Source organism: Geodermatophilus sp. SYSU D00691 (assembly GCF_054050275.1).
In genome coordinates this window covers 90,266-114,056 of record NZ_JBJGYZ010000003.1, presented here as the reverse complement: position 1 = coordinate 114,056, position 23,791 = coordinate 90,266, and the positions used below count along the sequence as shown (strand labels likewise).

Here is a 23,791-nt window from a genome sequence, read left to right as displayed (position 1 = left end):
AGTCCCTGTGTCCGGACCGCTCGACGGCGTCCTCGTCGTCGACCTCACCCGCGCCCTGGCCGGCCCGCACGCCGCGATGATGCTCGGCGACCTGGGGGCCCGGGTGATCAAGGTGGAGAGCCCGGGCGCGGGCGACGACACCCGCGGGTGGGGGCCGCCCTTCGTGCAGCCGGACTCGGGGGACCGGGAGTCGACGTACTTCCTGGCGGCGAACCGCAACAAGGAGTCGATCACCCTCGACCTCAAGGACGACGGCGACAAGGCGGTGCTCACCGAGCTGCTGCGCCGCGCCGACGTGCTGCTGGAGAACTTCCGCCCCGGCACCCTGGCCCGCCTGGGCTTCGGCACCGACGTGCTCGCCGAGCTCAACCCGCGGCTGGTCACCCTGGCCATCAGCGGGTTCGGTCACGACGGGCCGGAGGGCGGGCGGGCCGGCTACGACCAGATCGCCCAGGGCGAGGGCGGGCTGATGTCGGTGACCGGCCCCTCCCCCGACGACCCGCAGCGCGTGGGCGTGCCGATCGGCGACCTCCTGGCCGGCATGTACGGCGCCTACGGCGTGCTCGCCGCGCTGCTGGAGCGGGAGCGGACCGGCCGCGGCCAGGTGGTGCGCACCTCGCTGCTGGCGGCGATCGTCGGCGTGCACGCCTTCCACGGGACGGCGTGGACGGTGGCCGGCCAGGTCGGCCGCGCGCAGGGCAACCACCACCCGTCGATCGCGCCCTACGGGCTGTTCCACTGCCAGGACGGCAGCGTGCAGGTGGCCTGCGCCAACGAGTCGCTGTGGCGGCGGCTGTGCGCCGAGTTCGGCTTCGACCCCGAGGCGCCGGGCATGGCCACCAACGGCGAGCGCGTGGTGAACCGGCCCCAGGTCATCGCCCTCCTGGAGGGCGCGTTCGCGACCATCCCCGCCGAGGAGCTGCTGGAGCGGCTGAACAAGGTGGGCATCCCCGCCGGCAAGGTGCGCACGATCGACGACGTCTACGGCTGGGACCAGACGCAGTCGCAGGGCCTGCTCGTCGACGTGGAGCACGAGACCCTGGGCGCGCTCACGATCCCCGGGCCTCCCCTGCGCTTCTTCGCCCCGGGTCCGGACGGCGAGACCGAGACCACCCGGCGCGACCACCTGCCGCCGCCGGTGCTGGGCTCGTCGAACGAGGCGGTGCGCCGGTGGCTCACCGACGGGGTGCCGCAGCCGGACGAGGACGACGTGGAGGACGGGCACGCCACATGAGCGAGCGCCCCAAGCGGCTCGACGCCCGCACGCTGCGCGACCTGGTGCTCGACCCCGGCTCGTGGAAGTCGTGGGACGCGCCGGTCCAGCGGCGCGACGTCGACCCGGACTACGCCGCGGAGCTGGCCGCCGCGGCGGAGAGGACGCGGCAGGACGAGGCGGTGGTCACCGGCGAGGGCACGCTGCGCGGGCGGCGGGTCGCGGTGATCGCCGGGGAGTTCGGGTTCCTGGCCGGCTCGATCGGGGTGGACGCCGCCGAGCGGCTGATCCGCGGGGTGGAGCGCGCCACCGAGGAGGGGCTGCCGCTGCTGGCCGCGCCGGTGTCGGGCGGCACCCGGATGCAGGAGGGCACGGTCGCGTTCCTGCAGATGATCGGCATCACCGCCGCGATCGCCCGGCACAAGCGGGCCGGGCTGCCCTACCTGGTCTACCTGCGCGACCCCACCTTCGGCGGGGTGCTGGCCTCGTGGGGGTCGCTGGGGCACGTGACCATCGGCGAGCCGGGCGCCTCCATCGGTTTCCTGGGCCCGCGCGTGTACGCCGCGCTGTACGGCGAGCCGTTCCCCGCCGGGGTGCAGACCGCCGAGCACCTGGCCGCCCGGGGGCTGCTCGACGCGGTCGTGCCGCACGAGGAGATCGCCGACGTCGCCGACCGGGCGCTGCGGGTGCTGGCCGCGCGGCAGACCTGGCACCTCGACGTCCGCGGCGCCGAGCGGCCGCGGCCGGCCGACGGCACCGACGCCGACGATCCCGAGGACCACCGCACCGCCTGGCAGGTGGTGACCGCCTCCCGGCGTCCCGACCGGCCCGGGGTGCGGCGGCTGCTGCGCACCGCGGCCACCGACGTGGTCGGCCTGTCCGGCACCGGCGCCGGGGAGAAGGACCCCGGGCTGCTGCTGGCGCTGGCCCGCTTCGGCGGGGCGCCGTGCGTGGTGCTCGGCCAGGACCGGCGCGGCCAGTCGCTGTCGGCCCCGCTGGGCCCGGCGGCGCTGCGCGAGGCCCGCCGCGGCATGCACCTGGCCGCGGAGCTGCGGCTGCCGCTGGTCACCCTGATCGACACCCCGGGTGCGGCGCTGTCGAGGGAGGCCGAGGAGGGCGGGCTGGCCGGGGAGATCGCCCGCTGCCTGGAGGACCTGGTGATGCTGCGGGCGCCGACGATCGCGGTGCTGCTCGGGCAGGGCACCGGCGGCGGCGCGCTGGCCCTGGTGCCGGCCGACCGGGTGCTGGCCGCGGCGAACGGCTGGCTGGGCCCGCTGCCGCCGGAGGGCGCCTCGGCGATCGTGCACCGCGACGTCGACCACGCCGACGTGATGGCCGCCCGGCAGGGGGTGCGGGCCACCGACCTGTGGCGGGCCGGCATCGTCGACCGGGTCGTGCCCGAGCGCCCCGACGCCGCCGACGAGCCGGGCGAGTTCTGCGGCCGGCTCGGCCGGGTCCTCGGCGAGGAGCTCGCCGGGCTGCTCGGCCGCGACGACACCGAGCGCTTCCGCCGCCGGCTGCACCGCTACCGCCACCTGGGCCGCAGCGGCTAACCGCGCTCCGTCAGCTCGGCGCCGTGCTCGACGCGCAGGCTGTGGTCGGGGTCGAGCCGCTCCAGCACGGTGTCGAGCACCTCGCGCAGGGCCTTGGTCTGGTCCGGTGTCAGGGGGTCGAAGAACGCCGTGCGGACGGCGTCGACGTGCCCCGGCGCGACGCTGCGGACGACGTCCCAGCCGCTCTCGGTGAGGACGGCGACGTTGCCGCGGCCGTCCTCGGCCGACCGCTCGCGGCGCACCCAGCCGCGCTCCTCCAGCCGGGCGACGGTGTGCGAGAGCCGGCTCTGCGACTGGTTGGCGCGGCGCGCGAGGTCGCTCATCCGGCGGCTGCGGCCGGGCGCCTCGGAGAGCATGGCCAGCACGACATAGGCGGCGTGGGTCAGCCCGGCGTCGCGCTGGAGCTGCGCGTCGAGCACCCGCGGCAGCAGCTCCGAGACGGTCAGCCAGGCCCGCCACGTGCGCTGCTGCTCGTCGTCGAGCCACCGCTGCGTCACGGCGGGAACGGTACCGGGCTGCCCGCCCGCGGTGATCACCGTCATCCGGCGAGCTGCGCGGACGACGCCGCCCCGGGGTCGACCGCCGCACGCCACGCGGTCGGGCTCACCCCGAACCGCCGGCGGCACCAGCGGGAGAAGGCGCTCGGGGCGGCGAAGCCCAGCTGGTCGGCGATGTCGGCGACGGCGTACCGCGGGTCGTCGAGGTAGCGCTCGGCGAGACCGGCCCGGACGTCGTCGACGATGGCGGCGAAGCTGTCCCCCTGGGCGGCGAGGTGGCGGTGCAGGGTGCGCTTGCTCATGCCGAGGCCGCGGGCGACCTGGGACATCGAGCAGCGGTGCAGCGGGAGCAGGGCGGTGACCAGCTCGCGGACCCGGTCGCCCGGGTCGTGGGCAGCCGGGGGCGGCAGGGTGAGCAGGAACTGGCGGGTGTAGGTGCGCAGGCCCGGGTCGGCCGGGTCCGCCAGCGCGTTCGGGGCGTCCAGGTCGGCGGAGTGGACGACGAGGCCGTCGAACCGCTGCCCGAAGCGCACGGCGGGGCCGAGCAGCCGCCGGTGCTCGGTCGGGTCGGCGGGGGTCGGGTGCACGAAGCAGACGGCCAGCGGCTGCCACTCCTCACCGCGCAGCCAGCGGAGACCGTCGAGCAGCGCCGCCACGGCCAGGTCGAGCACCTGGCGCACGGGCACCGGTTCGCCGAGCTCGAACCAGACCTGCACCGTGCCCACGCCGTCCGCCTCGGACAGCCGGATCCGGACGGCCTCGCTGTAGGTGTGCTCGTAGCGCATCAGCAGCTCGAGGGCACTGCGCAGGTCCGGCTCCTCGCGCAGCACGATGCTCAGCGGCCCGACCGTCGAGAGCCGTCGCCACTGCGCGAGCTGCAGACCGAAGTCCTCCCGCCCAGCCGCCACCGCCGACGCGTCCAGCAGCCGGGCGACGGCCGCGGCACTCACCCACCGGTCGGGCGAGGCCAGATCGGCGGGCTCCAGCCCCGCGCGGGCCAGCAGGGCGTCGACGTCCAGTCCGGTGGACGTCGCCAGCTGCGCGTACCCGTGCAGGACGGCGGAGCGCGAGAGCGGACGCATGAGGGCACCTCGGGGCGGGCTGCGGGAGAGGCTAGCCGGATCCGGCCGCCCGAGGGGCGTCGACGCCGGTGGCCTCAGCGGGACGGGAATTCGTCCTCAGCGGTACACCCGGAGCGGGGCGGCGCGGGGAGGCTGGCAGCGGAAAGGCCCGACCCGAGGTGACCACGCCCCGCCCGCTCGGCCCCACCCCGGCCGGGAGACGCAGCCGATCCCAGGCGCCCCGCGGGCACCGCGGTCCGTTCGGACCGGCACGGGTGGGTGGTCGACACGGGCCCGGGACCACCGGGGCCGGGCCCGGTCGCCACCACTCGAGGAGGAGCCATGAGCGATCGCGTCACGTGGGAGCCCTGTCCCCGGTGCGGCGGGACCGCCGCCGTGGGCTGGGCGCCCGACACCGGGGACGGCGCCGGACCGGCCGGCGAGGTCCCCGTCGAGTTCGACTGCACCAGTGGCTGCAGCTTGACCCCGGCCGAGCTGCGGCTGGTCGCGCGGCGCCGCGAGCCGTGATGCGACCGGCCGGGTGACCGACGCCGTCAGCGGCTCGCCGTCACGGCGTAGAGCGCGGCGGCGGGAGGGCCGATCCGCTCCGGTGGGTGCGGCTGCAGGCCCGCCTCGCGCAGCTGACCGAGCAGCACGTCGACGGCCGGCAGCTCCGTGCGCTCCTCCTGCGCCCGCAGCAGCAGGTCCAGGTGCCGGCTGAACAGCTGCGGCCCCGCCACGGTGGTGACGACCACGAGGGCACCGCCGGGTGCGAGCAGGCGGGCGACCGCGCGCAGCAGCCCCGCCCGCTCGTCGACCGGCACGTAGTAGATGACGTTGGCGAGCAGGACCAGGTCGATGCCGTCGGTGAGGGCGCCCGGGCGACCGGCGGCGAGCGCCTTGCGGATGTCGACCACCTCGACGCCGGCCCGGTCGGCCAGACCTCGCTCGCCCAGCGTGCGCCGGGCCAGTGCCGCGGCGTCGGGGTCGACGTCCACGCCGACGCCGGTGGCGTCCGGGGCCGCCTCGAGGACCGCCGCCAGGTACAGGCCGGCACCGCACCCGATGTCGAGCACCCGGCGCGGCCGGCGCTCGGTGACCGTGCGGACCAGCTGGTGGCGGATCAGCGGGTACATCGCGGTGGAGATCCGGGCGATCACCTCGCCGTGCTCCGCGGTGTCGCGCCGCCCCGGGCCACCGCGCAGCAGCACCGGCAGACCTCGGTAGAGCTCGGTGTGGTAACCGCCGAAGCCCTCGTACGACGCGCGCACCACGTCGTCGTCGACGACCGCGCGGCCGAACCGGGTGAGCCGCCACGGGTCCTGTCCGGCGATCAGCCCCGCGGCAGCGAGCACGCGGAGGTAGGCGGCCAGCAGGTCGTGGTCGACCACATCGAGGCGGGCGGCCAGCTGCTCGGTGCCGGCCAGGCCCTCGCCGAGCGCGTCGAGCAGGCCCAGGTCGAGCGCGGCGGCGATCTGCTGCACCCGGACCGCGGTCAGACCCGCTCGCGCGGCGCGCAGCCGCGCGCGGAGGTTCCCGCTGCGCAGCACCTCGGCCAGCACCGCCGGGTCGGGCATCCTCGCCATCGGGCACCCCCTCGGCCAGAGAGCGCGACGGTAGCGCACCTCGACCGCGCGGACGGCTGACGAGCGCGCCCTGGCACCGACTGCGCTGCTGGGCGAGGGGCTTCGCACAGCGGGTGTCGGCGGCTACCGTCGGCGGGGCCGGCGCTGCCGGCGGCGGCTCAGCCACGGCCCCTCGAACGCGCACACCGGAGGCGCGTCGTGCCGGTCGAGGTCGTCGAGTTGTCCATCCGGGAGCCGGATGTCGCCCAGGCCGTGCTCACCGAGCTCTACCACCCGGAGCGCCCGCTCGCGTTCTCCGGCGTCCGCGGGTCGTTCACCTGTGAGATCCGGTCGGCGACGGCCGGCGACGTGGGCGCGGACCGGCTGCGGTTCACCGCGGGCATGCGCTGCGCGGTGACTCCGCTGAGCGAGCTGGTGGTGGCCAGTCCGGTGAGCGGTGGGTGCCGGTACGTGGCGGGCCGGGAGGAGGTCACCACGCGACCGGGCGTGGTGTTGCGGTGCCCGACCGGCGTGCCGTTCACGAACGAGTGGGACGACGTGGACGTGGGCATCGTGCGGCTGCCGCTGGCGGTGATCGAGCGGGTGGCCGAGGAACGGCTGGGCGTGCCCGGGACCGATGTGCGGTTCGACGGGATGAGCCCGGTGTCCGAACCGATGCGCCGGACCTGGCTGGGGCTGATGCGGTTCGTGCACCAGCAGATGGCCGACCCCGGCAGCGGGCTGGCCGAGCCGCTGGTCGCCGCGCAGCTGGCCGAGCTGGTGGCGGCGGCCGCGCTGGCGGCGTTCCCGAACACCACATTGACGTCGGGCTACCTGCCCGGCACCGGCGCGGTGGCGCCGGCGGTGGTGCGGCGGGCGGTGGCCTTCATCGACGCGCACGCCTCGTTACCGATCACCGTGTCCGACATCGCCCGGGCCGCCGGTGTGGGCCCGCGGGCGCTGCAGCTGGCCTTTGCCCGCCACCTGGGGCTGAGCCCGATGGGCTACGTGCGTCGGGTGCGGATGGAGGGCGCGTACCGGGAGCTGCAGGCCGCCGACCCGACCGCCGGGGACACCGTCGCGGCGATCGCAGGCCGGTGGGGGTTTGCCAGGCCCGATCGGTTCGCCGCCGCCTACCGGGCGGCCTACGGCGTGCCGCCCAGCCGCACCCTGCGCACCTGACCCCACCACCGCCGCGCCCCCCCGAGGAGAGGGTCGTGACCACGGAGACCGCCCCGCCCGTCCCAGCGCCGCGGCGCAGTCACTTCGCCATGTCCGACCCGCTGGAGGTGCGGGACTTCCTTGATCAAGCCTTCGGCGGCAGGCTGCGGCTGGACGGACTCGGCGACGGCGAGCCGCTGGTGACTGTCGACCGGGTAGACACGGGCGCGTTCAGCGTCACGGACGTCCGTATGGCCGCCGATCTCGTCTTCCAGGTCAGCGGTCAGGACGAGTTGCTGATCAACATGGTGCTCGCCGGCCGGTTGGGCCAGGACAGCGGCAAGGTCACGGACCGCTACCGATCCGGGGACGTGTGCATCGGCAACCACCCTCACGCGCATCTCGTCGCCCGGTCCCATGACCTGCGCATGCACACCGTCGTGCTGCCGGCGGGCGTGCTGACCGAGGTGGCCGGGGGCGCGTCCGGGCCGGCTGGCCGGTCGTGGGAGCTGCTGTCCCGGCGACCGACGGCCGGGGGCACTGCACGGTGGTGGGCGACCAGCCGGTTCGTCGACGACCTGCTCGTCGAGCCGGCGGCCGTCACCGCACCGCTGCTGGTCGGGCCGGCTGCGCGGCTACTGGCCGCGACCGTGCTAACGATCTTCCCGAACACCCTCGCGCCACCGCCCGTCGCCAGGGACCGCGTCGACGCCCACCCCGGCACGCTGCGCCGAGCCGTGGCCTACATCGAGGCCAATCCCGACCTCGATCTCTCCGTCGCCGACATCGCCCGGGCCGCCTGCGTCACCCCGCGCGCGGTGCAGCTGGCGTTCCGCCGGCATCTGAACACCACCCCGACCGCCTACCTGCGCCAGGTGCGGCTGGCCCAGGCGCACCGGCAGCTACGCGACGCCACCCCCGGCGACGGGCTCACCGTGACCGCCGTCGCCGCCCGCTGGGGCTTCACCCCCAGCCGGTTCACCGAGCGCTACCGCGCCGCCTACGGCGTGCTGCCCAGCCGCACCCTGCGCACCTGACCCACTCGGTGCGCCCCGCAGCCGACGGACCTCGAACTGCCGGCGCAGCGCCTCCGCCCGCTGCTGGCAGGCGTCGGCCTCGGCGCCGAGCTTGACTGCGGAGCGCCGGGCCCGTTCGGCCGCGGCGCGACGCATCGCCGTCTGGGACCGGTCCCTCGGCCCCGCGCGCTGCGCGTGCCCCCAGCTGTCGGCCATGGCGCCCACCGGTGCCCTCGCTCCCTGCTGATGGGCGCCGCGCGCGGGGGCACACCGCCTGCGCTCAGCGGCGTCCCGCCTGTTCGAGAGACCGATCCGCGCGCGGCCACCCGGGACCAGCGAACGCGCCGGACGCGCGCTCCGCCGAACGCGCGGGCACACGGCTGCGCACCGTGGGGGCGTTGGTTCGCCTGCCCGGGACCTGCCGGTCAGCGCGCGGCTGCCTCGAGCGCGTCGGCCCGTGCCCACATCCGCAGCGCCAGGCGGCGTTCGACGTCGGCCCGGGCGCGCGCCCACGCCGCCCGCTCCAGGTGCGGTCCTGGCGGGTCGGTCGTGGCGGCGACGTCCGCGGCGGCCGCGACGTCGTCGTAGCTCAACGCCACCAGTTCGGTGGTCGCGGCGGCCTCCCGGATCGCCGCCACCGAGGCGCGCAGGGCGGCCACGCGCCGCTCCATCGGCGGCGACTGCGTCGGCGACACCGTCACGGCGCGAGCGTGACCGGCGGTCCGCACGCCGGCTAGACCGCAGGCGAACAGCAGCGCCCACCGTTTCGCCCGCAGGCGAAGCAGCGCCCGTCGCACCTCCTGTCGAGACGAACGATGGCCCGGGCCCGGGCGCTGATCGAGCACCCCGCTCGTCGAACCCCGAACGTGACACTCACCGCCGGTGTGTGGACGCGGTGCGCGAGACGGCGCATGATTAGCAGTCGACAGGGACGAGTGCCAATCCGGCTCACCCGACGAGGAGCGCAACCGCCGTGCCCACGTACCAGTACGTCTGCACCAACCCCGACGGCAAGCACGATTTCGAGCTCGTGCAGTCGTTCACCGACGAGCCGGCGCAGCAGTGCCCGGTCTGCGGCAGCACGGTGCGCAAGGTCTACGGCTCGGTGGGCGTGGTGTTCAAGGGCTCCGGCTTCTACCGCACCGACAGCCGCGCCGGCAGCAGCAACGGCTCCTCCTCGTCGAGCAGCTCGTCGTCGGACGGCGGCTCGTCCTCCTCGTCGTCGTCGTCGAAGGACTCGTCGTCCTCGAAGGACTCGTCCTCGTCATCCAGCTCCTCCTCGGGCGGCACGGCGAAGGCCGCCGCCGGCTGAGGCTGCCGCAGACCTCCCTCCCGGGCCCGCGCGCTGTCCACAGCCGCGGGCCCGGTCCACAACCCGGCGGCGGACGCCGGTCGGCACCCGCCCGCGAGGAACGCTGCGGGGGTGCTGCGTCTCCGCCGTCCCCGATCCCCCGTCGTCGCGCTGCGCCGCCTGGTCGCGGCGCTGCTGGCGGCGACCGCGCTGGTCCTCGCCCTCCGTCCACCTCCGCCGGCGGCGGCCGACGGCCTACGGCCGGCGTCCGTGGTCGTGGCCGCGGCCGACCTGCCGCCGGGTGCCGTGCTCCGCAGCGCCGACCTGGCGGTCGCCCGGCTGCCGGCCGGGGCCGTGCCCCGCGGCGCGGTGGCCGACCCGCGGGAGCTCGCCGGCCGGCGGCTGGCCGGCGGGGTGCGGGCCGGTGAACCGCTGACCGACGTGCGGCTCGTCGGTCCGGGGCTCACCGCCGGGCTGCCCGCCGGCCAGGTCGCGGCACCGGTGCGGCTCGCCGACCTCGCGGTGGCCGGCCTCGTCCGCACCGGCGACCGCGTCGACGTCCTGGCCACCGCACCCGACGCCGCGACGGCCGAGGTCGTCGCGGCGGCCGCGCTCGTGCTCGCGGCTCCGGCCCCCGCCCCGGAGGCGGACGAGGACGCCGGGCTGCTGGTGCTCGCCGTGGACGCGGCGACGGCAGCCCGCCTGGCCGCGGTGGCCACGACGGCGACGCTGACCGTCAGCCTGCCGCCCCCGTGACGCGCCGCCGGCTTGGCGTGTCCGGAGTGGCTGTGCGTGGATACCCGGGTGCTTCGAGGCTTCAAGGACTTCCTGCTCCGCGGCAACGTCGTCGACCTGGCGGTCGCGGTCGTCATCGGTGCCGCCTTCACCGCCGTCGTCACCGCGTTCGCCGACTCGTTCCTGACCCCGCTGATCGCGCTGGTCGGCGGCGGCGGCCAGTTCGGCGGCACCTTCACCGTCAACGGGCAGACGTTCACCTACGGCGCGTTCATCAGCCAGGTGATCACGTTCGTGCTGACCGCCGCGATCGTCTACTTCGTCGTCGTGGTGCCGATGAAGCGGATCATCGAGCGGCGGCAGCGCGGCGACGAGCCGGGCCCGGTCGCGCCCACCGAGGTGGAGCTGCTCGTGGAGATCCGCGACCTGCTGCGCGCCCAGCAGGGCCTGGAGCCCGGCCTCGACCCGGCCGGCGCCGGCACCACCACGCTGCCCGGTCGGCTGTAAGGGCTAGTCGCTGCCCCAGTGCGGGGGGCGGTCCTCCAGGTAGCGGCGGTCGTCGTCGCCGGGGTCGTGCGGCCGCTCGCCCCAGCCGACGTCGCTGTCGTCGGGCGCGCGCTCCGGCCGGGGCGGCGCCGGGGGCGGCGGCGCGAGCGGCTGCCCCAGGCCGTCGAGCACCTGGGCGGTCGGCAGCCGGGCGAGCACGGCGCCCGGGATGGCGAGCTTGCTGCCGCGGGTCCCGGAGCCGACCACCACCAGCTCGGCGGCGGCGACGGCCGCGTCGACCAGCACGGGCCAGCTCGCCGGCAGCCCGATCGGTGTGATGCCGCCGTAGGCCATCCCGCTCTCGGCGACGGCGACGTCCTGCGGCGCGAACGAGGCCTTGCGCGCGTCCAGGTGCCGGCGCACCAGACCGTTGACGTCGGCGCGGGTCGTCGCGAGCACGACGCAGGCGGCCAGCGTGGTCACGCCCGCCCGCCGAGCCGCCACGACGACGCAGTTCGCCGAGGCCTCGGGCGGCACCCCGTAGGCGTCGGTGAAGGCGGCGGTGTCGGCCAGCGCGTCGTCGATCGCGGCCACCCAGACCGGGCCGCCCACCTGCGCCAGCGCGGCGGCCACCGGCTGCCCGAGCAGGTCGGTCCGCGCGGCGGCCGGGTACCAGGTCAGCGTGCCCAGCGTCGGCGCGGTCACGGGGCGGGCGAGGGTCGCGGAGCGCGGGACATGCTGCGATCGTGCGGCACCGGCACGGGCGGCCGTCGGCCGGGGTGGCCGGATCGCTGCGCCACGGGTCCGGGATCCGGCTGTCGCGAACCGGCTGGTGGGCGTGAGGATGGGCGCATGATCGGCCAGTTGCACTCCGTCGTCATCGACACACCGGACCCGTACGCGCTCGCCACCTTCTACGCCGCGCTGCTGGGGATGGAGATCAAGGGCTCGCCGGGCGACGACTGGGTCGTCGCCACCGGTGCGGGGCACCGCCTGGCCTTCCAGGAGGCGCCGGACCTGGAGCCGCCGGACTGGCCCGATCCCGAGCGCCCGCAGCAGTTCCACCTCGACGTCTACGTGCGCGACGTCGACGAGGCCGAGCCGAAGCTGCTGGCGCTCGGTGCCCGCCGGCTCCCCGGTGGCGGCGGCGACTTCCGCGTCTACGCCGACCCGGTCGGGCACCCCTTCTGCCTGGTGTGGGACGCGTGAGCGCCGAGCTGCCGTCGGTCGACCTCTCCGCGGCGAGCCGGTTCGTCGCGGCGTCGGGGTTCGAGGTCACCGGCATCTCCGGCGCGGAGGTGACCGGCTTCGTCGACCTGGGCCCCGACCAGCACACCCCGTGGGGTGTGGTGCACGGCGGCGTCTACTGCACGGTCATCGAGTCGGCGGCCAGCATCGGCGCGAGCGCGGCGGTGCTCGACCGCGGCCAGTTCGCGGTGGGGGTGAACAACCAGACCGACTTCCTCCGGCCGATGAGCACCGGCCGGGTCGACGTCCGCGCCGAGCCGATCCAGCAGGGCCGCACGCTGCAGCTGTGGCTGGTCACCCTGACCCGCGCGGACGACGGCAAGCTCGTCGCCCGCGGCCAGGTCCGCCTGCAGAACGTGCCGCTGCCCGGCGCGTGAGGCCGCCGGTCGCGCGGGTCGCCGCGGCGCTGTCGGCGGCCCGCGCGGTCGCGGCCGCGCACGGTCTGCGCACCGACGCCGCGCGGGTGCTGCACGACGGCGCCAACGTCGTCGTCGACCTCGCCCCCGCGCCGGTCGTGGCGCGGGTGGCGACCCTGACCGCGGTGGTGCGGCCGGACGTCGGCGTGCCGTTCGGCCGCGAGGTCGCCCTCGCCACCGCGCTCGCCGCGGCGGGTGCGGCCGTGGTCCCGCCGAGCGACGTCCTCCCGCCCGGACCGCACCGGCACGCCGGCTCGGTGCTGTCCTTCTGGACACGGGTCGAGGTGCTCCCCGACCGGCCGGGCCCGCGGGAGGCGGGCGGGGCGCTCGCGCGGCTGCACGAGGTGCTGCCCGCGCTGCCCGTGCCGGCGACACCGCCGCTGGACACCCCGCTCGACGACCTGGCCGCGTTCGCCGCCCACGGCGCCCGGTGGCGGGTGCCGGCGCCGCTGCTCGACCGGCTCGCCGACCGGCTGGCCGAGCTGCGGCCCCGGCTCGCCGGCGGCGTCCGGCAGCTGCACGGCGACCCGCACCCCGGGAACCTGCTCGCCACCCCGACCGGCTGGCTGTGGGCCGACCTCGAGGACACCTGCGGCGGCCCGCCGGAGTGGGACCTCGCCTGCCTGCGCAGCACCCGCCGGCTCGACGGCCGGGCCGCGCTCGACGCCTTCCCCGGGGCGCCGTCGGACGACGCGCTCGCCCCGTGGCTGGAGCTGCGCCGGCTGCACGCCGCCGTCTGGGGCGTCGTCATCGACGCCGAGCACGGGCGGTCCCCCGCGCGCGACGGCCTGGAGGCCGCGCTCGCCGGCCGGTCAGCCCGGTAGGGACGCGGGGTCGAGGACGACGGAGAACAACGCCCGCGGGTCCTGCAGGGTCGCCGGCGGGCGGGCGGCGGCCCGCGGGACGACGCGGTCCCAGCGGGCCGGCCGCCGGTGCGGCAGCAGCTCGCGCCCCTGGAACAGGTACTTCCCCACGACCTCGCCCACCAGCAGCCCGGCGCCGCCCTCGACGGGCAGCCCGACCGGGTCGCCCGGGCGCAGCTCGTCCAGGAACGCGGACAGCTGGCGCAGGTCCTTGGCCGGCCGCCGGCCGGACAGCTCCTTGGACAGCGCGCGCAGCTCGGCCGGCGCCAGGCCGGTCGCGTCGACGTCGATCCCCGACTGCGTGCCCAGCCCGACGACGCCGGCGGCCAGGCAGGCGCCGAGCTCGGCGTGCGAGCGCGGCCGCACCACCCACACCCGCACGCCGTCGGGCCCGGGCGCGGGCGGGACGTCGTCGGCCTCGGGCCAGACGTAGGGCAGGTCGTCGGGCTCCGGACCGAACCGCTCGGTGAACCGCGGCCGGTAGAACTCCGGCTCCTTGGCCAGCAGGTTCGAGCGGTGCGACAGGTGCAGCGCCTCGTCACCCACCCAGGACGGCAGCAGGCCCTCGGCCGCCAGCTCCGCCTGGGGGCGGCCGGCGATCTCCGGCGCGAACTCGGTGATGAGCGTCCGGGTGCTGTCGGCGAAGCCGCGCTCCCGCCAGACCCGCACCATCGCCAGGCCGTAGGCGACCAGGGCCGGCGTGCGGCCGCGCCACATCCTCACCACCGGGTGGGTGGCCCAGCCGTAGTCCGGCAGCTCCAGCGCGCGCAGCACCTGCAGGGTCTCGACGCGCTGCTTGCCCAGCCGGGGCGAGTCGAGCAGCCGGGCGCTCTCCTCGAAGTCGGCCACCGGCAGGAAGGTCTGCATCGCGGTCCATCCTGACCGAGCGACCGGCGGCCTGCCGGGTCAGCCGCCGTCGAGGTCGCGCAGGGCGGTCTCCCACCGCCGGCGCCGCGCGGCGTCGTCCTGCTCCCACCAGGCCGGCCCGCGCTCGCCGAGCCCGGTCTTGGCCAGTTGCACGCGGGCGCGGGCGGCGGCCACCGCGGCGTCGTCCCCGGCCCGGCCGGCGGTGCGCACCGCCGCCCGGGCGCGGCCGAGGTGCCGCTGCAGCCGGGCCCGCACGTCCTCCGGCAGGGCCGGGTCGCTCGCCCGCCAGCGGCGGCCGTCGACGACGACCCACCGGCCGTCTGCGGTGCGCTCGACGCTCACCCGGCGCAGCGGGTGGCGAGCTCCGGCAGGACGACGCCGAGCGGGGCGTCGACGCGCACGTCGGCCTTGGCGTCGCCCCGGGTCGGCCCGACGTTGACGATCGCCACGGGGATGCCGCGCTGGGCGGCGCGCAGCACGAACCGGTAGCCGCTCATCACCGTCAGGGACGAGCCGAGGACCAGCAGGCAGCCGGCGTCCTCCACCAGGTCGAAGCAGGCGTCCACGCGATCACGGGGCACCGTCTCGCCGAAGAACACCACGTCGGGCTTGAGCCGGCCGGAGCCGCAGGCCGCGCAGTCGACCATGACGAAGCCGTCGAGCACCTCGTCGGGCAGCTCGGCGTCGCCGTCGGGGTTGATCTCGTCGGTCCGCGGCCCGAAGCCCGGGTTGGCCGCCCGCAGCCGCTCGTCGAGCGCGGCGCGGGAGGCGACGTCGCCGCAGGCCAGGCAGACCGTGCGGTCCAGCCCGCCGTGCAGCTCGACGACGTCGCGCGCCCCGCCGGCCTGGTGCAGCCCGTCGACGTTCTGCGTGATGATGCCGCCGACCAGGCCGGCGCCCTGCAGCTCGGCGACCGCCCGGTGCCCGGCGTTGGGGCGAGCGCCCCGGATCCGGCGCCAGCCCACGAAGCTGCGGGCCCAGTAGCGGTGCCGGCCCCGGGGATCGCGGGTGAACGTCTGGTAGGTCATCGGCGTGTGCCGGCGCAGCGAACCGGTGGCGCCCCGGTAGTCGGGGATGCCGGAGTCGGTCGACAGCCCGGCGCCGGAGAGGACGACGACGTCGCCGTCGGCGACCAGCTCGGCCAAGGCCTCCGGGCAGGCGGAGGCGGCTGCGCCGGTGCTGGTGGAGACGGTGGTCGGCGCGGCGGTCACCCCGCCATGGTCCCCCGTCGGCGGCGGGCGTGCCGGGAACTCAGACGAGCTCGCGCTCGAGGCGGGTGAGCAGGTCGGTGTGCACCCGCCGCAGGCCCTTCGGCGCGAAGGTCCGCTCGAAGAAGCCGCCGACGCCGCCGGCACCGTTCCAGGTGGTGCGCACCCGCACGGTCGTCACGCCGGCGTCGGCCGGGCGCACGGTCCAGGTGGTCACCATCGAGGAGTTGGTGTCCCGCTCGACCAGCGTGGTGTCGTCGGGCTCGCTCACCTCCACGAGCTGGTCGCGCACCCGCTTCGACGTCGCCGCGAACCGCCAGTGCACCCGGGTGCCGGCACCCGTGCCGCCGGCCTCCACCCGGTAGTCGCTGAACTGCTCGGGCATCGCCCGGCGGCGTGCGCCCTCGTAGTCGGCCAGCGCGGCCTTGACCCGGTCGGCAGGGGCACGGACGACGTGCTCGGCGGTGGCCACGACCTCGCTCATGGCCCCCATCGTGCCCGGCGGTCACCGGCCGCCCCGGCGGCGGGGCACCCAGTTGTCGCACGGCTGCGACGCCCGTCCCCCCCGAGCACGCCGGGGCGGTGCGCGGGCCAGCGCAGGTGGCCGTCGCCGTCGCCGTCGCGCTCGTGCCGCTGCGGGTCGGCGTCGGTCGGGATCGTCGTGTCCACGGGTTCCTCCTCGGTGTCGGGAGGACCGGTGTACCGACGGGGCGGGACGGGCTGCCCGGACGCGTCCGCAGCGGGCGCCGCCGTCCCCGGGTTCAGCAGCCCAGTTGCGCGGCGAGGTCGGCCAGGTCGTCGGCGACCACCAGGCCGGGCAGGTCCGGCGGGTCCTCCGGCACGCCGGTCCCCCACTCGCCGGGACGGTGGACGAACAGCGGCCGCAGGCCCACGCCCGCCGCGGCCACCAGGTCACCGGCGTGCGCCGCCACCATGCCGACCTCGTCAGGGGCGCAGCCGAGCAGCTCCGCGCCGCGCCGGTACACCCGCGGGTCGGGCTTGTAGCTGCCCGCGAGCTCGGCGGAGAGGACGGCGTCGACCCGCCAGCCGCCGGACCGCAGCAGGTCGACCAGCAGCGCCACGTGCCCGTTCGACAGCGTGGCGGTGCGCACCCGGGAGCGCAGGCGCTCCAGCCCGGGTGCGGTGTCCGGCCACGGCCGCAGCCGCCGCCACGCCCGCACCAGCCGCTCGCGGTCACCGTCCCCCAGGGCGATCCCGTGACGGGTCAGGACGTCGTCCAGGGTGTCGCGGTGCACGGCGTCGAGGTCCCGCCAGACCGGTTCGCCGATCTCGCGGTCGAGCGCGGGTTGGTAGGCCCGCCGCCAGTCGTCGACGACCGCCGGCCAGTCGGCGTCCCGGCCGAGGGCCCGTGCCTCGTCGACGAGGCTGGAACGCCAGTCGACGAGGGTGCCGAAGACGTCGAACACCAGTGCACGGAGCTCGGCCACCCGCGCACCCTCGCACCGCCGCCCCCGCGAGTGGGCACCGTCACGACTGCCGGGGGCCCGGAGCGGGGTACCCACGGGACGGTGACCGCCCCTCCCCGCACCGCCCCCCTCTCCATGACCCGTACCGGGCAGGGCGAGCCGCTGCTCCTCCTCCACGGCATGGGCAGCTCGCGCCGCGACTTCACCGCCGTGCTGCCCGCGCTGGCCGAGCGCTTCGACGTGCTCGCCCCGGACCTGCCCGGTGTCGGCCGGTCACCCGCCCTCGACCGGCGGCCCACGGTCGCCGCGCACACCGACGCGGTCGAGCGGACCCTGGACGCCGAGGAGGTCGGCACGGTGCACGTGCTCGGCAACTCGCTCGGTGCCCGGATCGCGCTGGAGCTCGCCCGGCGGGGCCGGGCCCGGTCCGTGGTCGCGATCGCGCCGTCGGGCCTCAACCTGCCGCCGGAGCGCGCGGTCCAGGGCGCCGGGATGGCGCTGGCCCGGGTCGTCGCGCGCACCGCCGCACCGCTGATCGAGCCGCTGTCCCGGTCGGCGCTCGGCCGCACGGCGCTGCTCGCACCGCTCAAGGCGCGGCCGTGGGCGACCAGCCGCGAGGAGGCCGTCGGGGCGCGGGAGGGGTTCGCCGACGCCCGGGACTACTGGCGCACCCTGCTGCACGCCCTGCTCGTCGACGTCCCGCGCGGGATGGACCGCATCGACCGCCCCGTCACGCTGGTGCAGGGCTTCGCGGACTGGATCGCCTCCGGGCAGACGATCCGGTGCCTCCCCCTGATCCCGGGCGCCCGGTTCCGCCCCCTGCTCGCCGCCGGCCACGCACCCCAGTCGGACCGGCCGCGGACGATCGTGCGGCTGGTCGAGGAGACCGCGGCGCGGGCTACTCCCGCGACTCCTCCGCGTTGAGGTAGGCGCAGCGGAAGCGCGCGTTCGCCATCGCCTCGGTGAACCGGGCCTCCCAGGCCGGGTCGTCGGCGGGGAAGGTCTCGAAGACCCGCTCCTCCAGCACCACCGGTCGCCCGTCCAGACCGGCGTGCCCCTTGCGCAGCAGCACCCGCGTGAGGCCGTCCAGCTCGTCGTGCGCGACCGTCCACCGGGCCGCGGCGATCTGCGCCGCCAACCACGCACGGTCGCGGGCGGGCAGCGCCGCCGTGCCCGTCAGGGCACCCCCTCGCAGCGCCCGCCAGGCGGCCCAGGCACCCAGCCCGAGCAGCACGACGACCAGCGCGACCAGCGCCAGCTCGAGGATGACCAGCACGCACCCGACGGTAGTTCGAACGGGTGCTTGCGGCGCAGCCCCTTACGCAGCGTGGTCCTGTCCCCGTAGCCTGCCGCGCCAGTGCGAGGGGGGTGGTGCGAGGAGGCGTCATGCGGGTCCGGACGATCGCGGAGCTGGCCGTGGTGCTGGTGCTGGTGGCCTTCGTCGGCGCCTCCACCGCGCAGGGCGCCGGCGAGCCCGGCGTGGTGCGGTTCACCGCGGCGGGCGACTACGGCACCAACAGCGCCGCCACCGCCGTCTTCGACGCGATCGCGGACGCCGACCCCGACCTGCACCTCGCGCTCGGCGACCTGCTGCAGGCGGTGCCCGGCACCGAGCAGGGCTGGTGCGACCTGGTCAAGTCCCGCCTGGGCGAGGCGTTCCCCTTCGAGCTCATCGGCGGCAACCACGACAGCGGTGCCGACGGCGTGCACATCAACAACTTCTCCTCGTGCCTGCCCAACCAGCTGCCCGGGCTGGTCGGCACCTACGGCCGGCAGTGGTACGTCGACGTCCCGCAGGTCGACCCGCTCGTCCGCTTCGTGATGCTCTCCCCCGACATGCCGTATCCCGACGGGCACTGGATCTACCCGGCCGGCAGCGCCCGCTACAACTGGGCCGCCGCGGCGATCGACGGTGCGCGCGCGACCGGCGTGCCCTGGGTGGTCGTCGGCATGCACAAGCCCTGCCTGTCGCTGGGCCAGTACGGCTGCGAGATGGGCCCGGACCTGTTCCAGCTGCTCATGAGCAAGCGGGTGGACCTCGTCCTGACCGGGCACGAGCACCTCTACCAGCGCACCCACCAACTGGGGGCGCGCACCGGCTGCGCCGCCGTCCAGCCGGGCAGCTACGACGCCGACTGCGTCGCCGACGCCGACGCCACGATGACCGCCGGGGCCGGCACCGTGTTCGCGACCGTCGGCACCGGTGGCACGGCCCTGCGGACCGTCGTCACCGGCGACGCCGAGTCGGGGTACTTCGCGGCCCGCTCCGGGGCCAACCTCACCCCGGCGCACGGGATCCTCGACGTCTCGGTGACGGCCGACTCGCTCACCGCGGCGTTCGTGCCGGTCGACGGCGCCTTCACCGACGGCTTCGCCATCCACCGGGGTGCGCCGCCGCCCAACGCGGGGCCGACGGCGGCGTTCACCTCGACGGCGCAGGGGCTGACGGCGTCGTTCGACGGCTCCGGCTCGAGCGACCCCGACGGCACCGTCACGGGCCACGCCTGGAACTTCGGCGACGGCACCACGGGCACCGGGGCCACGCCGCAGCACGCGTACACCGCCGCCGGCACCTACCAGGTCACGCTCACCGTCACCGACGACGACCAGGCCACGCACTCGGTCACCCAACCGGTCACGGTCACCGAGGTGACCGGCCCGGTCGACTTCGTCACCGACACCTTCACCCGCACGGTCACCGGCGGTCTGGGGACGGCGGACGTCGGCGGGGCGTGGACGACCAGCGGCACCGCCGCCAACTTCTCGGTCAACGGGCAGACGGGGAACATCACGCTGCCCGCGGCGGGCAACACGCGCTCGGCCTGGCTCGGCGCGACCACCCGCACCGACACCGACTACCGCGTGACGATCGCGCTGGACAAGGTGCCGACGGGCAGCGGCGCCTACCTCGACGTGGTCGGCCGGCGGGTCGGCCAGAACACCGAGTACCGCGCGCGGCTGGTGATGGCGGCCAACGGCCGGATCACCGTCCAGCTCACGGCGCTGCGCGGAACGGCGTCCCCGGTCGCGCTGGCCACGGCGGTGATCCTGCCGACGACGACCACCTATGCCGCGAACACGCAGCTCAACGTGCGGATGCAGGTGACCGGCACGAACCCGACGACGGTGCGGCTGAAGGTCTGGCCGGCGTCGCAGCCCGAGCCGACGGCCTGGCAGACCACCGCGACCGACACGTTCGCAGCGCTGCAGGCGGCCGGGTCGGTGGGCATCACCGCCTACCTGTCGGGCAGCGTGACAAATGCGCCGGTCGTGCTGCGGGTGTCCGGTATCAGCGCCCGCCCCACGGCCTGAGGTCGCGACGCACGGTCGCCTCGCCGGCGGCTGGTCGGGGGGTGCTCGCGGATCCCGGTTTCGCGGACGTGCCACGATGAACCCCGCCCAGGCGGTCGTCGACGGCGACGTGGACGCGTCCGCCCCCGTAGCTCAGGGGATAGAGCAACGGTTTCCTAAACCGTGTGCCGCAGGTTCGAATCCTGCCGGGGGCACCACGACGTCGTTGGTCAGCGCGATCGGCGGGGGCCGACCTCTGTGTCAGGTGCCGTACACACGCGTACCCTCGGCGGGGTGCCAGGGGGAGCCGCCGCCGAGCCGCGGCAGCCGTTCCGGGTCGTCGTGCTGGCGGCGTCGACCGGTGGCGTGCCCGCCCTGCGCTCCCTGGTCGCCGGGCTACCGGCGTCCCTGCCCGTGCCGGTGCTGATCGTGCAGCACCGCGCCGCCCAGGTGGGCGATCTGCTTCCGCCGCTGCTGGCGCGGGGCGCCGCGCTGCCGGTGCGCGCGGCCGCCTCCGGGGTGCTGCTCCCGGGAGTCAGCGTCCTGCCGCCGGCGACCACCGCCGACCTCACCCCGGACGGCGGACTGCGCCTGCAGCCGGCTCCGACCGTCGAATGCGCCGACCGCCTCCTGGCCTCCGCCGCGCAGGCCTACGGCCCGGGCGTGCTCGCGGTCGTGCTGACCGGCCGGCTCGCCGACGGCGCCGCCGGTGCCCGCGCGGTCCGGCAGGCGGGCGGCCGGGTGCTCGTGCAGGACCCCGCCGAGGCGGCGGCGCCGGGGATGCCGAACGCCGCGTTGGCCACCGGCTGCGTCGAGCACGTCCTGCCCCTCCGGCTGATCGCCCCGGCGATCACCGCCTACACGATGGCCCCGGGCGCCGCCGAGCTGCTGACCGTGCCGCTGCCGCCCTGGGTCCGCTTCGACCGCGGCTCCGTCCCGGTCTGACCGGGACGAGCCCTGCCGCGATCCCGAGCCCAGGGAGGACCGCCCCCGACCCCGGGAGCCGCACCTTGTCCCCACCACCGCAGCCCCCACCACCGCAGCCGGACCGGCAGCCTCCGCAGTCCTCCGAGCCGCTCGACCCGCGGCGCAACCTGATCCTCCGCGCCCTGCCCGACCGGGAGTACGACCGCCTGAGCGAGGCGATGGAACCGGTCGCGCTCGAGATCCGCGACCACGTCTACTCGCGCAACGGGGACATCGACGCGGTCTACTTCCCGGTCGACGCGGTCCTCTCCCTCCTGGCCACCGTCGAGGGCGAGGCCGCCGTCGAGGTGGCCACCATCGGCTACGAGGGCATGTCCGGCCTGCCGGCCTTCCTCGGTACGGCCACCAGCCCGCACGACTGCTTCGCGCAGGTCGAGGGCCACGCCATGTGCCTGCCGACCCACCGCCTGCGGAAGGTGCTCCAGAACGACGGCGCGCTCCACAACCTGCTGCACTCCTACACCCAGGCCACCGTGGTCCAGCTCTCGCAGGGCGTCGCCTGCAACCGGCTGCACACCACCGAGGAGCGCTGCGCCCGCTGGCTGCTGCAGACCCGCGACCGGGTCGGAGCCGACGAGTTCACGCTCACCCAGGAGTTCCTCGCCCAGATGCTCGGGGTGCGGCGTGGCACGGTCTCCCTCACCGCCGGCGTCCTGCAGCAGGCCGGGCTGATCCGCTACAGCCGCGGGAAGATGCGGATCATCGACCCCGAGCGCCTCCACGAGGCGTCCTGCGACTGCTACGACGTCATCGAGGAGGAGTACCGGCGGGTCGGTCTCCTCCCTCACCCTGACGACGGCGGTGGGTGAACAGCCCGGTCGGTGGTGATCGTCGGCGTCATGGCTGCCGACCAGCGGGCGGTTGAGGACGTCCAGCGGCTGAGCGACCGCATCGCGGTCATGTCGCCCGGAGCGGCACAGGACCGGGCACGGTCGCTCCGCGGCCCGGCGCAGGTGCTGCGCGAACAGGCCGCGGCGGAGCGGCAGCGCGCGGCCGACCGCCGGCGGACGGAGCGGCTCCGCGTCGGTCCGGCTGCGGAGAGGGCCCGGTTCTCGCCCGGGCAGCTCCAGGCGGCCGAGGCGCGGGCCACGAACCTGGAGAAAGTCAAGCTGTGCAAGATCGCCGAGAGCGTCATCCACACCGGAGACCTGTAGTCCACGGTCTCGCGGTCAAGCCACAGTCAGCGCCCGCTCTCCCCTCGACCGCGGGACGGCTCCGGCAGCGCCCCCGTGGCGCACAGCTGCTCGGCGATGTCGACCAGCTTGCGGTTGGCGCGTGACGAGGAGGCGACCAGGAGCCGGAACGCCTCGTCCCCGGTGATCTTGTAGCGCTCCATCAGGATGCCCTTGGCCTGCCCGATCACGTCCCGGCTGGCGATCGCGCCGCGCAGGTGCTCTTCCTGCTGCGCGCCGGACAGCGCGATGGCGGCGTGACTGGCGAACACCAGCCCGATGGACTCGGACTCCTCGTCGAACGAGTGCGCGCCCCGTGCGTAGAGGTTCAGGGCACCGAGCGTGCTGCCGGTGACGAACAGCTGGAAGGACAGCATGCTCCGCATGCCGGTGCCGGCGGCCTCGGCGGCGAACCGCGGCCACCGGTCCTCGCTGTGGATGTCCTCGATGCGCACGGTCTTCTGCTCCCAGACCGCGTCGAGGCAGGGGCCCTCGCCGAGCCGTCCCTGGAGCCCGTCGATCTCGCGGGGCAGGTCACCGGTCGGCGCCCGCGACTCCACCTGCCGGCGCTCGACGACGAGGGAGATGCCGCACTCGTCGGTGCCGGGCACCGAGTGCACCGCCGCGGCCGTGATCGCCTCCAGCGTCGCCTCGACGTCGCGGTGCTCCTCCTGCAGCGAGCGGGCCACCTGGCCCATGATCTCGCCGAGGTTCTGCACGGCTCCCCCGCCGTCGGGACCGCTCCCGGACGCCGGCGCCGGCTGCTGGGTCTCCTCGCTCTGCTCGGACCGGTCCGCCCGGTCGGGGCCGTCACCCATCCCCGCACCCTAGGCCCGCGGCGCTCCGACCAGCGACCCTCGCCGACCGCAGGTGCCCGCGGCAACGCCACGTCACTCGCGGTGGCGCACGACGTTCACGACGTTGCCGTCCGGTGCCCGCACGAAGAACCGGCGCACGCCCCAGGCCTCGGTGGTCAGGGGGTGCACGATCTCGTAGCCGAGCTCCCGGGCCCGCGCGTGGGCGCCGTCGACGTCGTCCACGCGCAGGGAGATGACCGGGTTCTCCGGGGCGCTCGCGTCCCGGGTGACCAGCTGGAGGTGCGCCCCGGTGTCCGGCGAGGTGAAGCGCGCCACCCAGCCCAGGTCGAACTCCACGGTGCTCAGCCCCAGGTAGTCGGTGTAGAACGCCTTGGCCGCCGGGATGTCGGCGACCTCCAGGTCGGCGGTCACCCGGCGGACCCGCACGCCGCCCTTCGCAGCCGGCGCGGCATCGCCGGAGGCGGTGTAGGGCTTGCCCGGCCAGTACGCCCACTCCTCGAACGCCTCGACCCGTCCGTCGTCGGCGAAGCGCAGCACCCAGAGGTCCCGGTACTCCTGGGTCACGGGGTCCCCGTACCGCACCTCGAGCCGGACGACAGCGTCCCGCCCCTCCACCGCGACCGGTTCGGCGGACACCGTGAACGGGATCCCCTCGTCGTCGCGCCAGAACGCCTGGATCTCCGCGTGCCCGACCTTCGGCGGGTCGGCGTAGGGCGAGACCCGGTAGCGGGCGTCCTCGGAGAACAGCCGGGGCACCGCGTCGAGGTCGCCCGCCCGCCAGCCGCGCTCGTACTCCGCGACCCACCGCACCACGTCGTCCCGGTCCACGACCGGAGGTTCTCACGAGTCACTACAGCCACGGCGCGTTCCTGCCGATCACCCGTACAGGTGACGCAGGGCCCTGCGTCCGGACCGG

The 23,791-nt window shown here is 76.0% G+C and carries 30 protein-coding genes and 1 tRNA gene; 17 read left to right on the top strand and 14 right to left on the bottom strand.

Features of this window, described 5'->3' with window-relative positions; translation table 11 throughout:
• The first annotated feature begins 7 nt into the window (after positions 1–7).
• Positions 8–1,234, top strand: a complete 1,227-nt coding sequence (locus tag ACI797_RS03240; protein ID WP_456857079.1) for a CaiB/BaiF CoA transferase family protein — start codon at positions 8–10, stop codon at positions 1,232–1,234.
• Positions 1,231–2,766: a carboxyl transferase domain-containing protein gene (locus ACI797_RS03235; RefSeq protein ID WP_456857078.1), complete on the top strand. Its 1,536-nt coding sequence runs from the start codon at positions 1,231–1,233 to the stop codon at positions 2,764–2,766. The genes ACI797_RS03240 and ACI797_RS03235 overlap by 4 nt, the downstream gene beginning before the upstream one ends.
• On the opposite strand, the gene ACI797_RS03230 is transcribed toward ACI797_RS03235, so the two are convergent.
• Together ACI797_RS03230 and ACI797_RS03225 are read right to left on the bottom strand one after the other, a co-directional pair.
• Positions 2,763–3,263, bottom strand: coding sequence for a MarR family winged helix-turn-helix transcriptional regulator (locus ACI797_RS03230; protein WP_456857077.1), 501 nt, complete (start codon positions 3,261–3,263; stop codon positions 2,763–2,765). The two genes, ACI797_RS03235 and ACI797_RS03230, sit on opposite strands and share 4 nt — an antisense overlap.
• A 41-nt stretch (positions 3,264–3,304) precedes the next feature.
• Positions 3,305–4,345, bottom strand: coding sequence for an AraC family transcriptional regulator (locus ACI797_RS03225; RefSeq protein ID WP_456857076.1), 1,041 nt, complete (start codon positions 4,343–4,345; stop codon positions 3,305–3,307).
• A 321-nt stretch (positions 4,346–4,666) separates the two neighbouring features.
• Here ACI797_RS03225 and ACI797_RS03220 point away from each other — a divergent pair, with 321 nt between their 5' ends.
• Entirely contained in the window at positions 4,667–4,852 is a 186-nt protein-coding gene (locus ACI797_RS03220; RefSeq protein ID WP_456857075.1) for a hypothetical protein, read from the top strand.
• Between the two features lie 26 nt (positions 4,853–4,878).
• On the opposite strand, the gene ACI797_RS03215 is transcribed toward ACI797_RS03220, so the two are convergent.
• A complete protein-coding gene (locus ACI797_RS03215; protein WP_456857074.1) occupies positions 4,879–5,910 on the bottom strand; it encodes a class I SAM-dependent methyltransferase in 1,032 nt (343 codons plus the stop codon).
• A 198-nt stretch (positions 5,911–6,108) separates the two neighbouring features.
• Here ACI797_RS03215 and ACI797_RS03210 point away from each other — a divergent pair, with 198 nt between their 5' ends.
• Both ACI797_RS03210 and ACI797_RS03205 read left to right on the top strand, forming a co-directional pair.
• Entirely contained in the window at positions 6,109–7,071 is a 963-nt protein-coding gene (locus ACI797_RS03210) for an AraC family transcriptional regulator (RefSeq protein WP_456857073.1), read from the top strand.
• A 35-nt stretch (positions 7,072–7,106) separates the two neighbouring features.
• On the top strand, positions 7,107–8,087 hold the full coding sequence (locus tag ACI797_RS03205; protein ID WP_456857072.1) for a helix-turn-helix transcriptional regulator: 981 nt from the start codon (positions 7,107–7,109) through the stop codon (positions 8,085–8,087).
• Between the two features lie 404 nt (positions 8,088–8,491).
• Here the strand turns inward: ACI797_RS03205 and ACI797_RS03200 are convergent, their stop codons facing one another.
• Positions 8,492–8,767, bottom strand: coding sequence for a hypothetical protein (locus ACI797_RS03200; RefSeq protein WP_456857071.1), 276 nt, complete (start codon positions 8,765–8,767; stop codon positions 8,492–8,494).
• A gap of 272 nt (positions 8,768–9,039) precedes the next feature.
• Between ACI797_RS03200 and ACI797_RS03195 the strand changes: the two genes are divergently transcribed.
• The 3 genes from ACI797_RS03195 (at position 9,040) to mscL (ending at position 10,599) form a co-directional block, all read left to right on the top strand.
• Positions 9,040–9,378, top strand: coding sequence for an FmdB family zinc ribbon protein (locus tag ACI797_RS03195; RefSeq protein ID WP_456857070.1), 339 nt, complete (start codon positions 9,040–9,042; stop codon positions 9,376–9,378).
• Positions 9,379–9,489: 111 nt separating this feature from the next.
• The gene (gene cpaB / locus ACI797_RS03190; protein WP_456857069.1) at positions 9,490–10,113 is read left to right on the top strand and encodes a Flp pilus assembly protein CpaB; all 624 of its coding nucleotides are present in this window, start codon (positions 9,490–9,492) and stop codon (positions 10,111–10,113) included.
• Between the two features lie 48 nt (positions 10,114–10,161).
• On the top strand, positions 10,162–10,599 hold the full coding sequence (gene mscL / locus ACI797_RS03185; RefSeq protein ID WP_456857068.1) for a large conductance mechanosensitive channel protein MscL: 438 nt from the start codon (positions 10,162–10,164) through the stop codon (positions 10,597–10,599).
• Positions 10,600–10,602: 3 nt separating this feature from the next.
• Here mscL and ACI797_RS03180 read toward each other — a convergent pair whose 3' ends face one another.
• Positions 10,603–11,283 (bottom strand): YbaK/EbsC family protein, encoded by a 681-nt coding sequence (locus tag ACI797_RS03180; RefSeq protein WP_456857067.1) that lies wholly within the window; start codon positions 11,281–11,283, stop codon positions 10,603–10,605.
• Positions 11,284–11,430: 147 nt separating this feature from the next.
• Between ACI797_RS03180 and ACI797_RS03175 the strand changes: the two genes are divergently transcribed.
• Genes ACI797_RS03175 through ACI797_RS03165 form a run of 3 tightly spaced genes read left to right on the top strand, consistent with a single transcriptional unit; the run spans position 11,431 to position 13,066 of the window.
• Positions 11,431–11,787: a VOC family protein gene (locus ACI797_RS03175; protein ID WP_456857066.1), complete on the top strand. Its 357-nt coding sequence runs from the start codon at positions 11,431–11,433 to the stop codon at positions 11,785–11,787.
• Positions 11,784–12,203 (top strand): PaaI family thioesterase, encoded by a 420-nt coding sequence (locus ACI797_RS03170; RefSeq protein ID WP_456541546.1) that lies wholly within the window; start codon positions 11,784–11,786, stop codon positions 12,201–12,203. The genes ACI797_RS03175 and ACI797_RS03170 overlap by 4 nt, the downstream gene beginning before the upstream one ends.
• Positions 12,200–13,066, top strand: a complete 867-nt coding sequence (locus tag ACI797_RS03165) for a phosphotransferase family protein (protein WP_456857065.1) — start codon at positions 12,200–12,202, stop codon at positions 13,064–13,066. Before ACI797_RS03170 ends, ACI797_RS03165 begins: the two co-directional genes overlap by 4 nt.
• Here the strand turns inward: ACI797_RS03165 and ACI797_RS03160 are convergent.
• From ACI797_RS03160 to ACI797_RS03135, 6 genes are all read right to left on the bottom strand, one after another.
• Positions 13,055–13,972, bottom strand: coding sequence for an MSMEG_6728 family protein (locus tag ACI797_RS03160; RefSeq protein ID WP_456857064.1), 918 nt, complete (start codon positions 13,970–13,972; stop codon positions 13,055–13,057). The genes ACI797_RS03165 and ACI797_RS03160 overlap by 12 nt on opposite strands.
• Positions 13,973–14,011: 39 nt before the next feature.
• Complete coding sequence (locus tag ACI797_RS03155; RefSeq protein WP_456857063.1) at positions 14,012–14,314, bottom strand: biopolymer transporter Tol; 303 nt, start codon at positions 14,312–14,314, stop codon at positions 14,012–14,014.
• Positions 14,311–15,183 (bottom strand): NAD-dependent protein deacetylase, encoded by an 873-nt coding sequence (locus ACI797_RS03150; RefSeq protein WP_456857062.1) that lies wholly within the window; start codon positions 15,181–15,183, stop codon positions 14,311–14,313. The genes ACI797_RS03155 and ACI797_RS03150 overlap by 4 nt, the downstream gene beginning before the upstream one ends.
• 40 nt (positions 15,184–15,223) lie before the next feature.
• Positions 15,224–15,664 (bottom strand): SRPBCC family protein, encoded by a 441-nt coding sequence (locus tag ACI797_RS03145; RefSeq protein ID WP_456857061.1) that lies wholly within the window; start codon positions 15,662–15,664, stop codon positions 15,224–15,226.
• On the bottom strand, positions 15,661–15,849 hold the full coding sequence (locus ACI797_RS03140) for a hypothetical protein (RefSeq protein WP_456857060.1): 189 nt from the start codon (positions 15,847–15,849) through the stop codon (positions 15,661–15,663). Before ACI797_RS03140 ends, ACI797_RS03145 begins: the two co-directional genes overlap by 4 nt.
• 92 nt (positions 15,850–15,941) lie before the next feature.
• The gene (locus tag ACI797_RS03135; protein ID WP_456857059.1) at positions 15,942–16,628 is read right to left on the bottom strand and encodes a haloacid dehalogenase type II; all 687 of its coding nucleotides are present in this window, start codon (positions 16,626–16,628) and stop codon (positions 15,942–15,944) included.
• An 81-nt stretch (positions 16,629–16,709) separates the two neighbouring features.
• On the opposite strand from ACI797_RS03135, the gene ACI797_RS03130 reads away from it, so the two are divergent.
• Positions 16,710–17,531, top strand: a complete 822-nt coding sequence (locus ACI797_RS03130) for an alpha/beta fold hydrolase (RefSeq protein WP_456857058.1) — start codon at positions 16,710–16,712, stop codon at positions 17,529–17,531.
• On the opposite strand, the gene ACI797_RS03125 is transcribed toward ACI797_RS03130, so the two are convergent.
• Positions 17,506–17,883: a hypothetical protein gene (locus ACI797_RS03125; RefSeq protein WP_456857057.1), complete on the bottom strand. Its 378-nt coding sequence runs from the start codon at positions 17,881–17,883 to the stop codon at positions 17,506–17,508. The two genes, ACI797_RS03130 and ACI797_RS03125, sit on opposite strands and share 26 nt — an antisense overlap.
• A 110-nt stretch (positions 17,884–17,993) precedes the next feature.
• On the opposite strand from ACI797_RS03125, the gene ACI797_RS03120 reads away from it, so the two are divergent.
• The 5 genes from ACI797_RS03120 (at position 17,994) to ACI797_RS03100 (ending at position 22,039) form a co-directional block, all read left to right on the top strand.
• The gene (locus tag ACI797_RS03120; RefSeq protein WP_456857056.1) at positions 17,994–19,919 is read left to right on the top strand and encodes a PKD domain-containing protein; all 1,926 of its coding nucleotides are present in this window, start codon (positions 17,994–17,996) and stop codon (positions 19,917–19,919) included.
• 121 nt (positions 19,920–20,040) lie between these two features.
• A tRNA-Arg gene (locus ACI797_RS03115) sits at positions 20,041–20,116 on the top strand.
• Between the two features lie 76 nt (positions 20,117–20,192).
• On the top strand, positions 20,193–20,843 hold the full coding sequence (locus ACI797_RS03110; protein WP_456857055.1) for a chemotaxis protein CheB: 651 nt from the start codon (positions 20,193–20,195) through the stop codon (positions 20,841–20,843).
• 65 nt (positions 20,844–20,908) lie between these two features.
• A complete protein-coding gene (locus ACI797_RS03105; protein WP_456857054.1) occupies positions 20,909–21,694 on the top strand; it encodes a Crp/Fnr family transcriptional regulator in 786 nt (261 codons plus the stop codon).
• A gap of 12 nt (positions 21,695–21,706) precedes the next feature.
• Positions 21,707–22,039: a hypothetical protein gene (locus ACI797_RS03100; protein WP_456857053.1), complete on the top strand. Its 333-nt coding sequence runs from the start codon at positions 21,707–21,709 to the stop codon at positions 22,037–22,039.
• Between the two features lie 26 nt (positions 22,040–22,065).
• On the opposite strand, the gene ACI797_RS03095 is transcribed toward ACI797_RS03100, so the two are convergent.
• Both ACI797_RS03095 and ACI797_RS03090 read right to left on the bottom strand, forming a co-directional pair.
• Positions 22,066–22,875, bottom strand: coding sequence for a GAF and ANTAR domain-containing protein (locus ACI797_RS03095; RefSeq protein ID WP_456857052.1), 810 nt, complete (start codon positions 22,873–22,875; stop codon positions 22,066–22,068).
• A 72-nt stretch (positions 22,876–22,947) separates the two neighbouring features.
• Entirely contained in the window at positions 22,948–23,703 is a 756-nt protein-coding gene (locus ACI797_RS03090; RefSeq protein WP_456857051.1) for a VOC family protein, read from the bottom strand.
• Between the last annotated feature and the right edge of the window lie 88 nt (positions 23,704–23,791).

What these genes read in the sequence shown, in the direction of transcription:
- ACI797_RS03175 (WP_456857066.1), top strand. Translation starts at nt 11,431, where the DNA reads ATGATCGGCCAGTTGCACTCCGTCGTCATCGACACACCGGACCCGTAC.
- ACI797_RS03095 (WP_456857052.1), bottom strand. Translation starts at nt 22,875, where the DNA reads ATGGGTGACGGCCCCGACCGGGCGGACCGGTCCGAGCAGAGCGAGGAG.
- ACI797_RS03225 (WP_456857076.1), bottom strand. Translation starts at nt 4,345, where the DNA reads ATGCGTCCGCTCTCGCGCTCCGCCGTCCTGCACGGGTACGCGCAGCTG.
- ACI797_RS03145 (WP_456857061.1), bottom strand. Translation starts at nt 15,664, where the DNA reads ATGAGCGAGGTCGTGGCCACCGCCGAGCACGTCGTCCGTGCCCCTGCC.
- ACI797_RS03235 (WP_456857078.1), top strand. Translation starts at nt 1,231, where the DNA reads ATGAGCGAGCGCCCCAAGCGGCTCGACGCCCGCACGCTGCGCGACCTG.
- ACI797_RS03220 (WP_456857075.1), top strand. Translation starts at nt 4,667, where the DNA reads ATGAGCGATCGCGTCACGTGGGAGCCCTGTCCCCGGTGCGGCGGGACC.
- ACI797_RS03215 (WP_456857074.1), bottom strand. Translation starts at nt 5,910, where the DNA reads ATGGCGAGGATGCCCGACCCGGCGGTGCTGGCCGAGGTGCTGCGCAGC.
- ACI797_RS03160 (WP_456857064.1), bottom strand. Translation starts at nt 13,972, where the DNA reads ATGCAGACCTTCCTGCCGGTGGCCGACTTCGAGGAGAGCGCCCGGCTG.
- ACI797_RS03120 (WP_456857056.1), top strand. Translation starts at nt 17,994, where the DNA reads ATGCGGGTCCGGACGATCGCGGAGCTGGCCGTGGTGCTGGTGCTGGTG.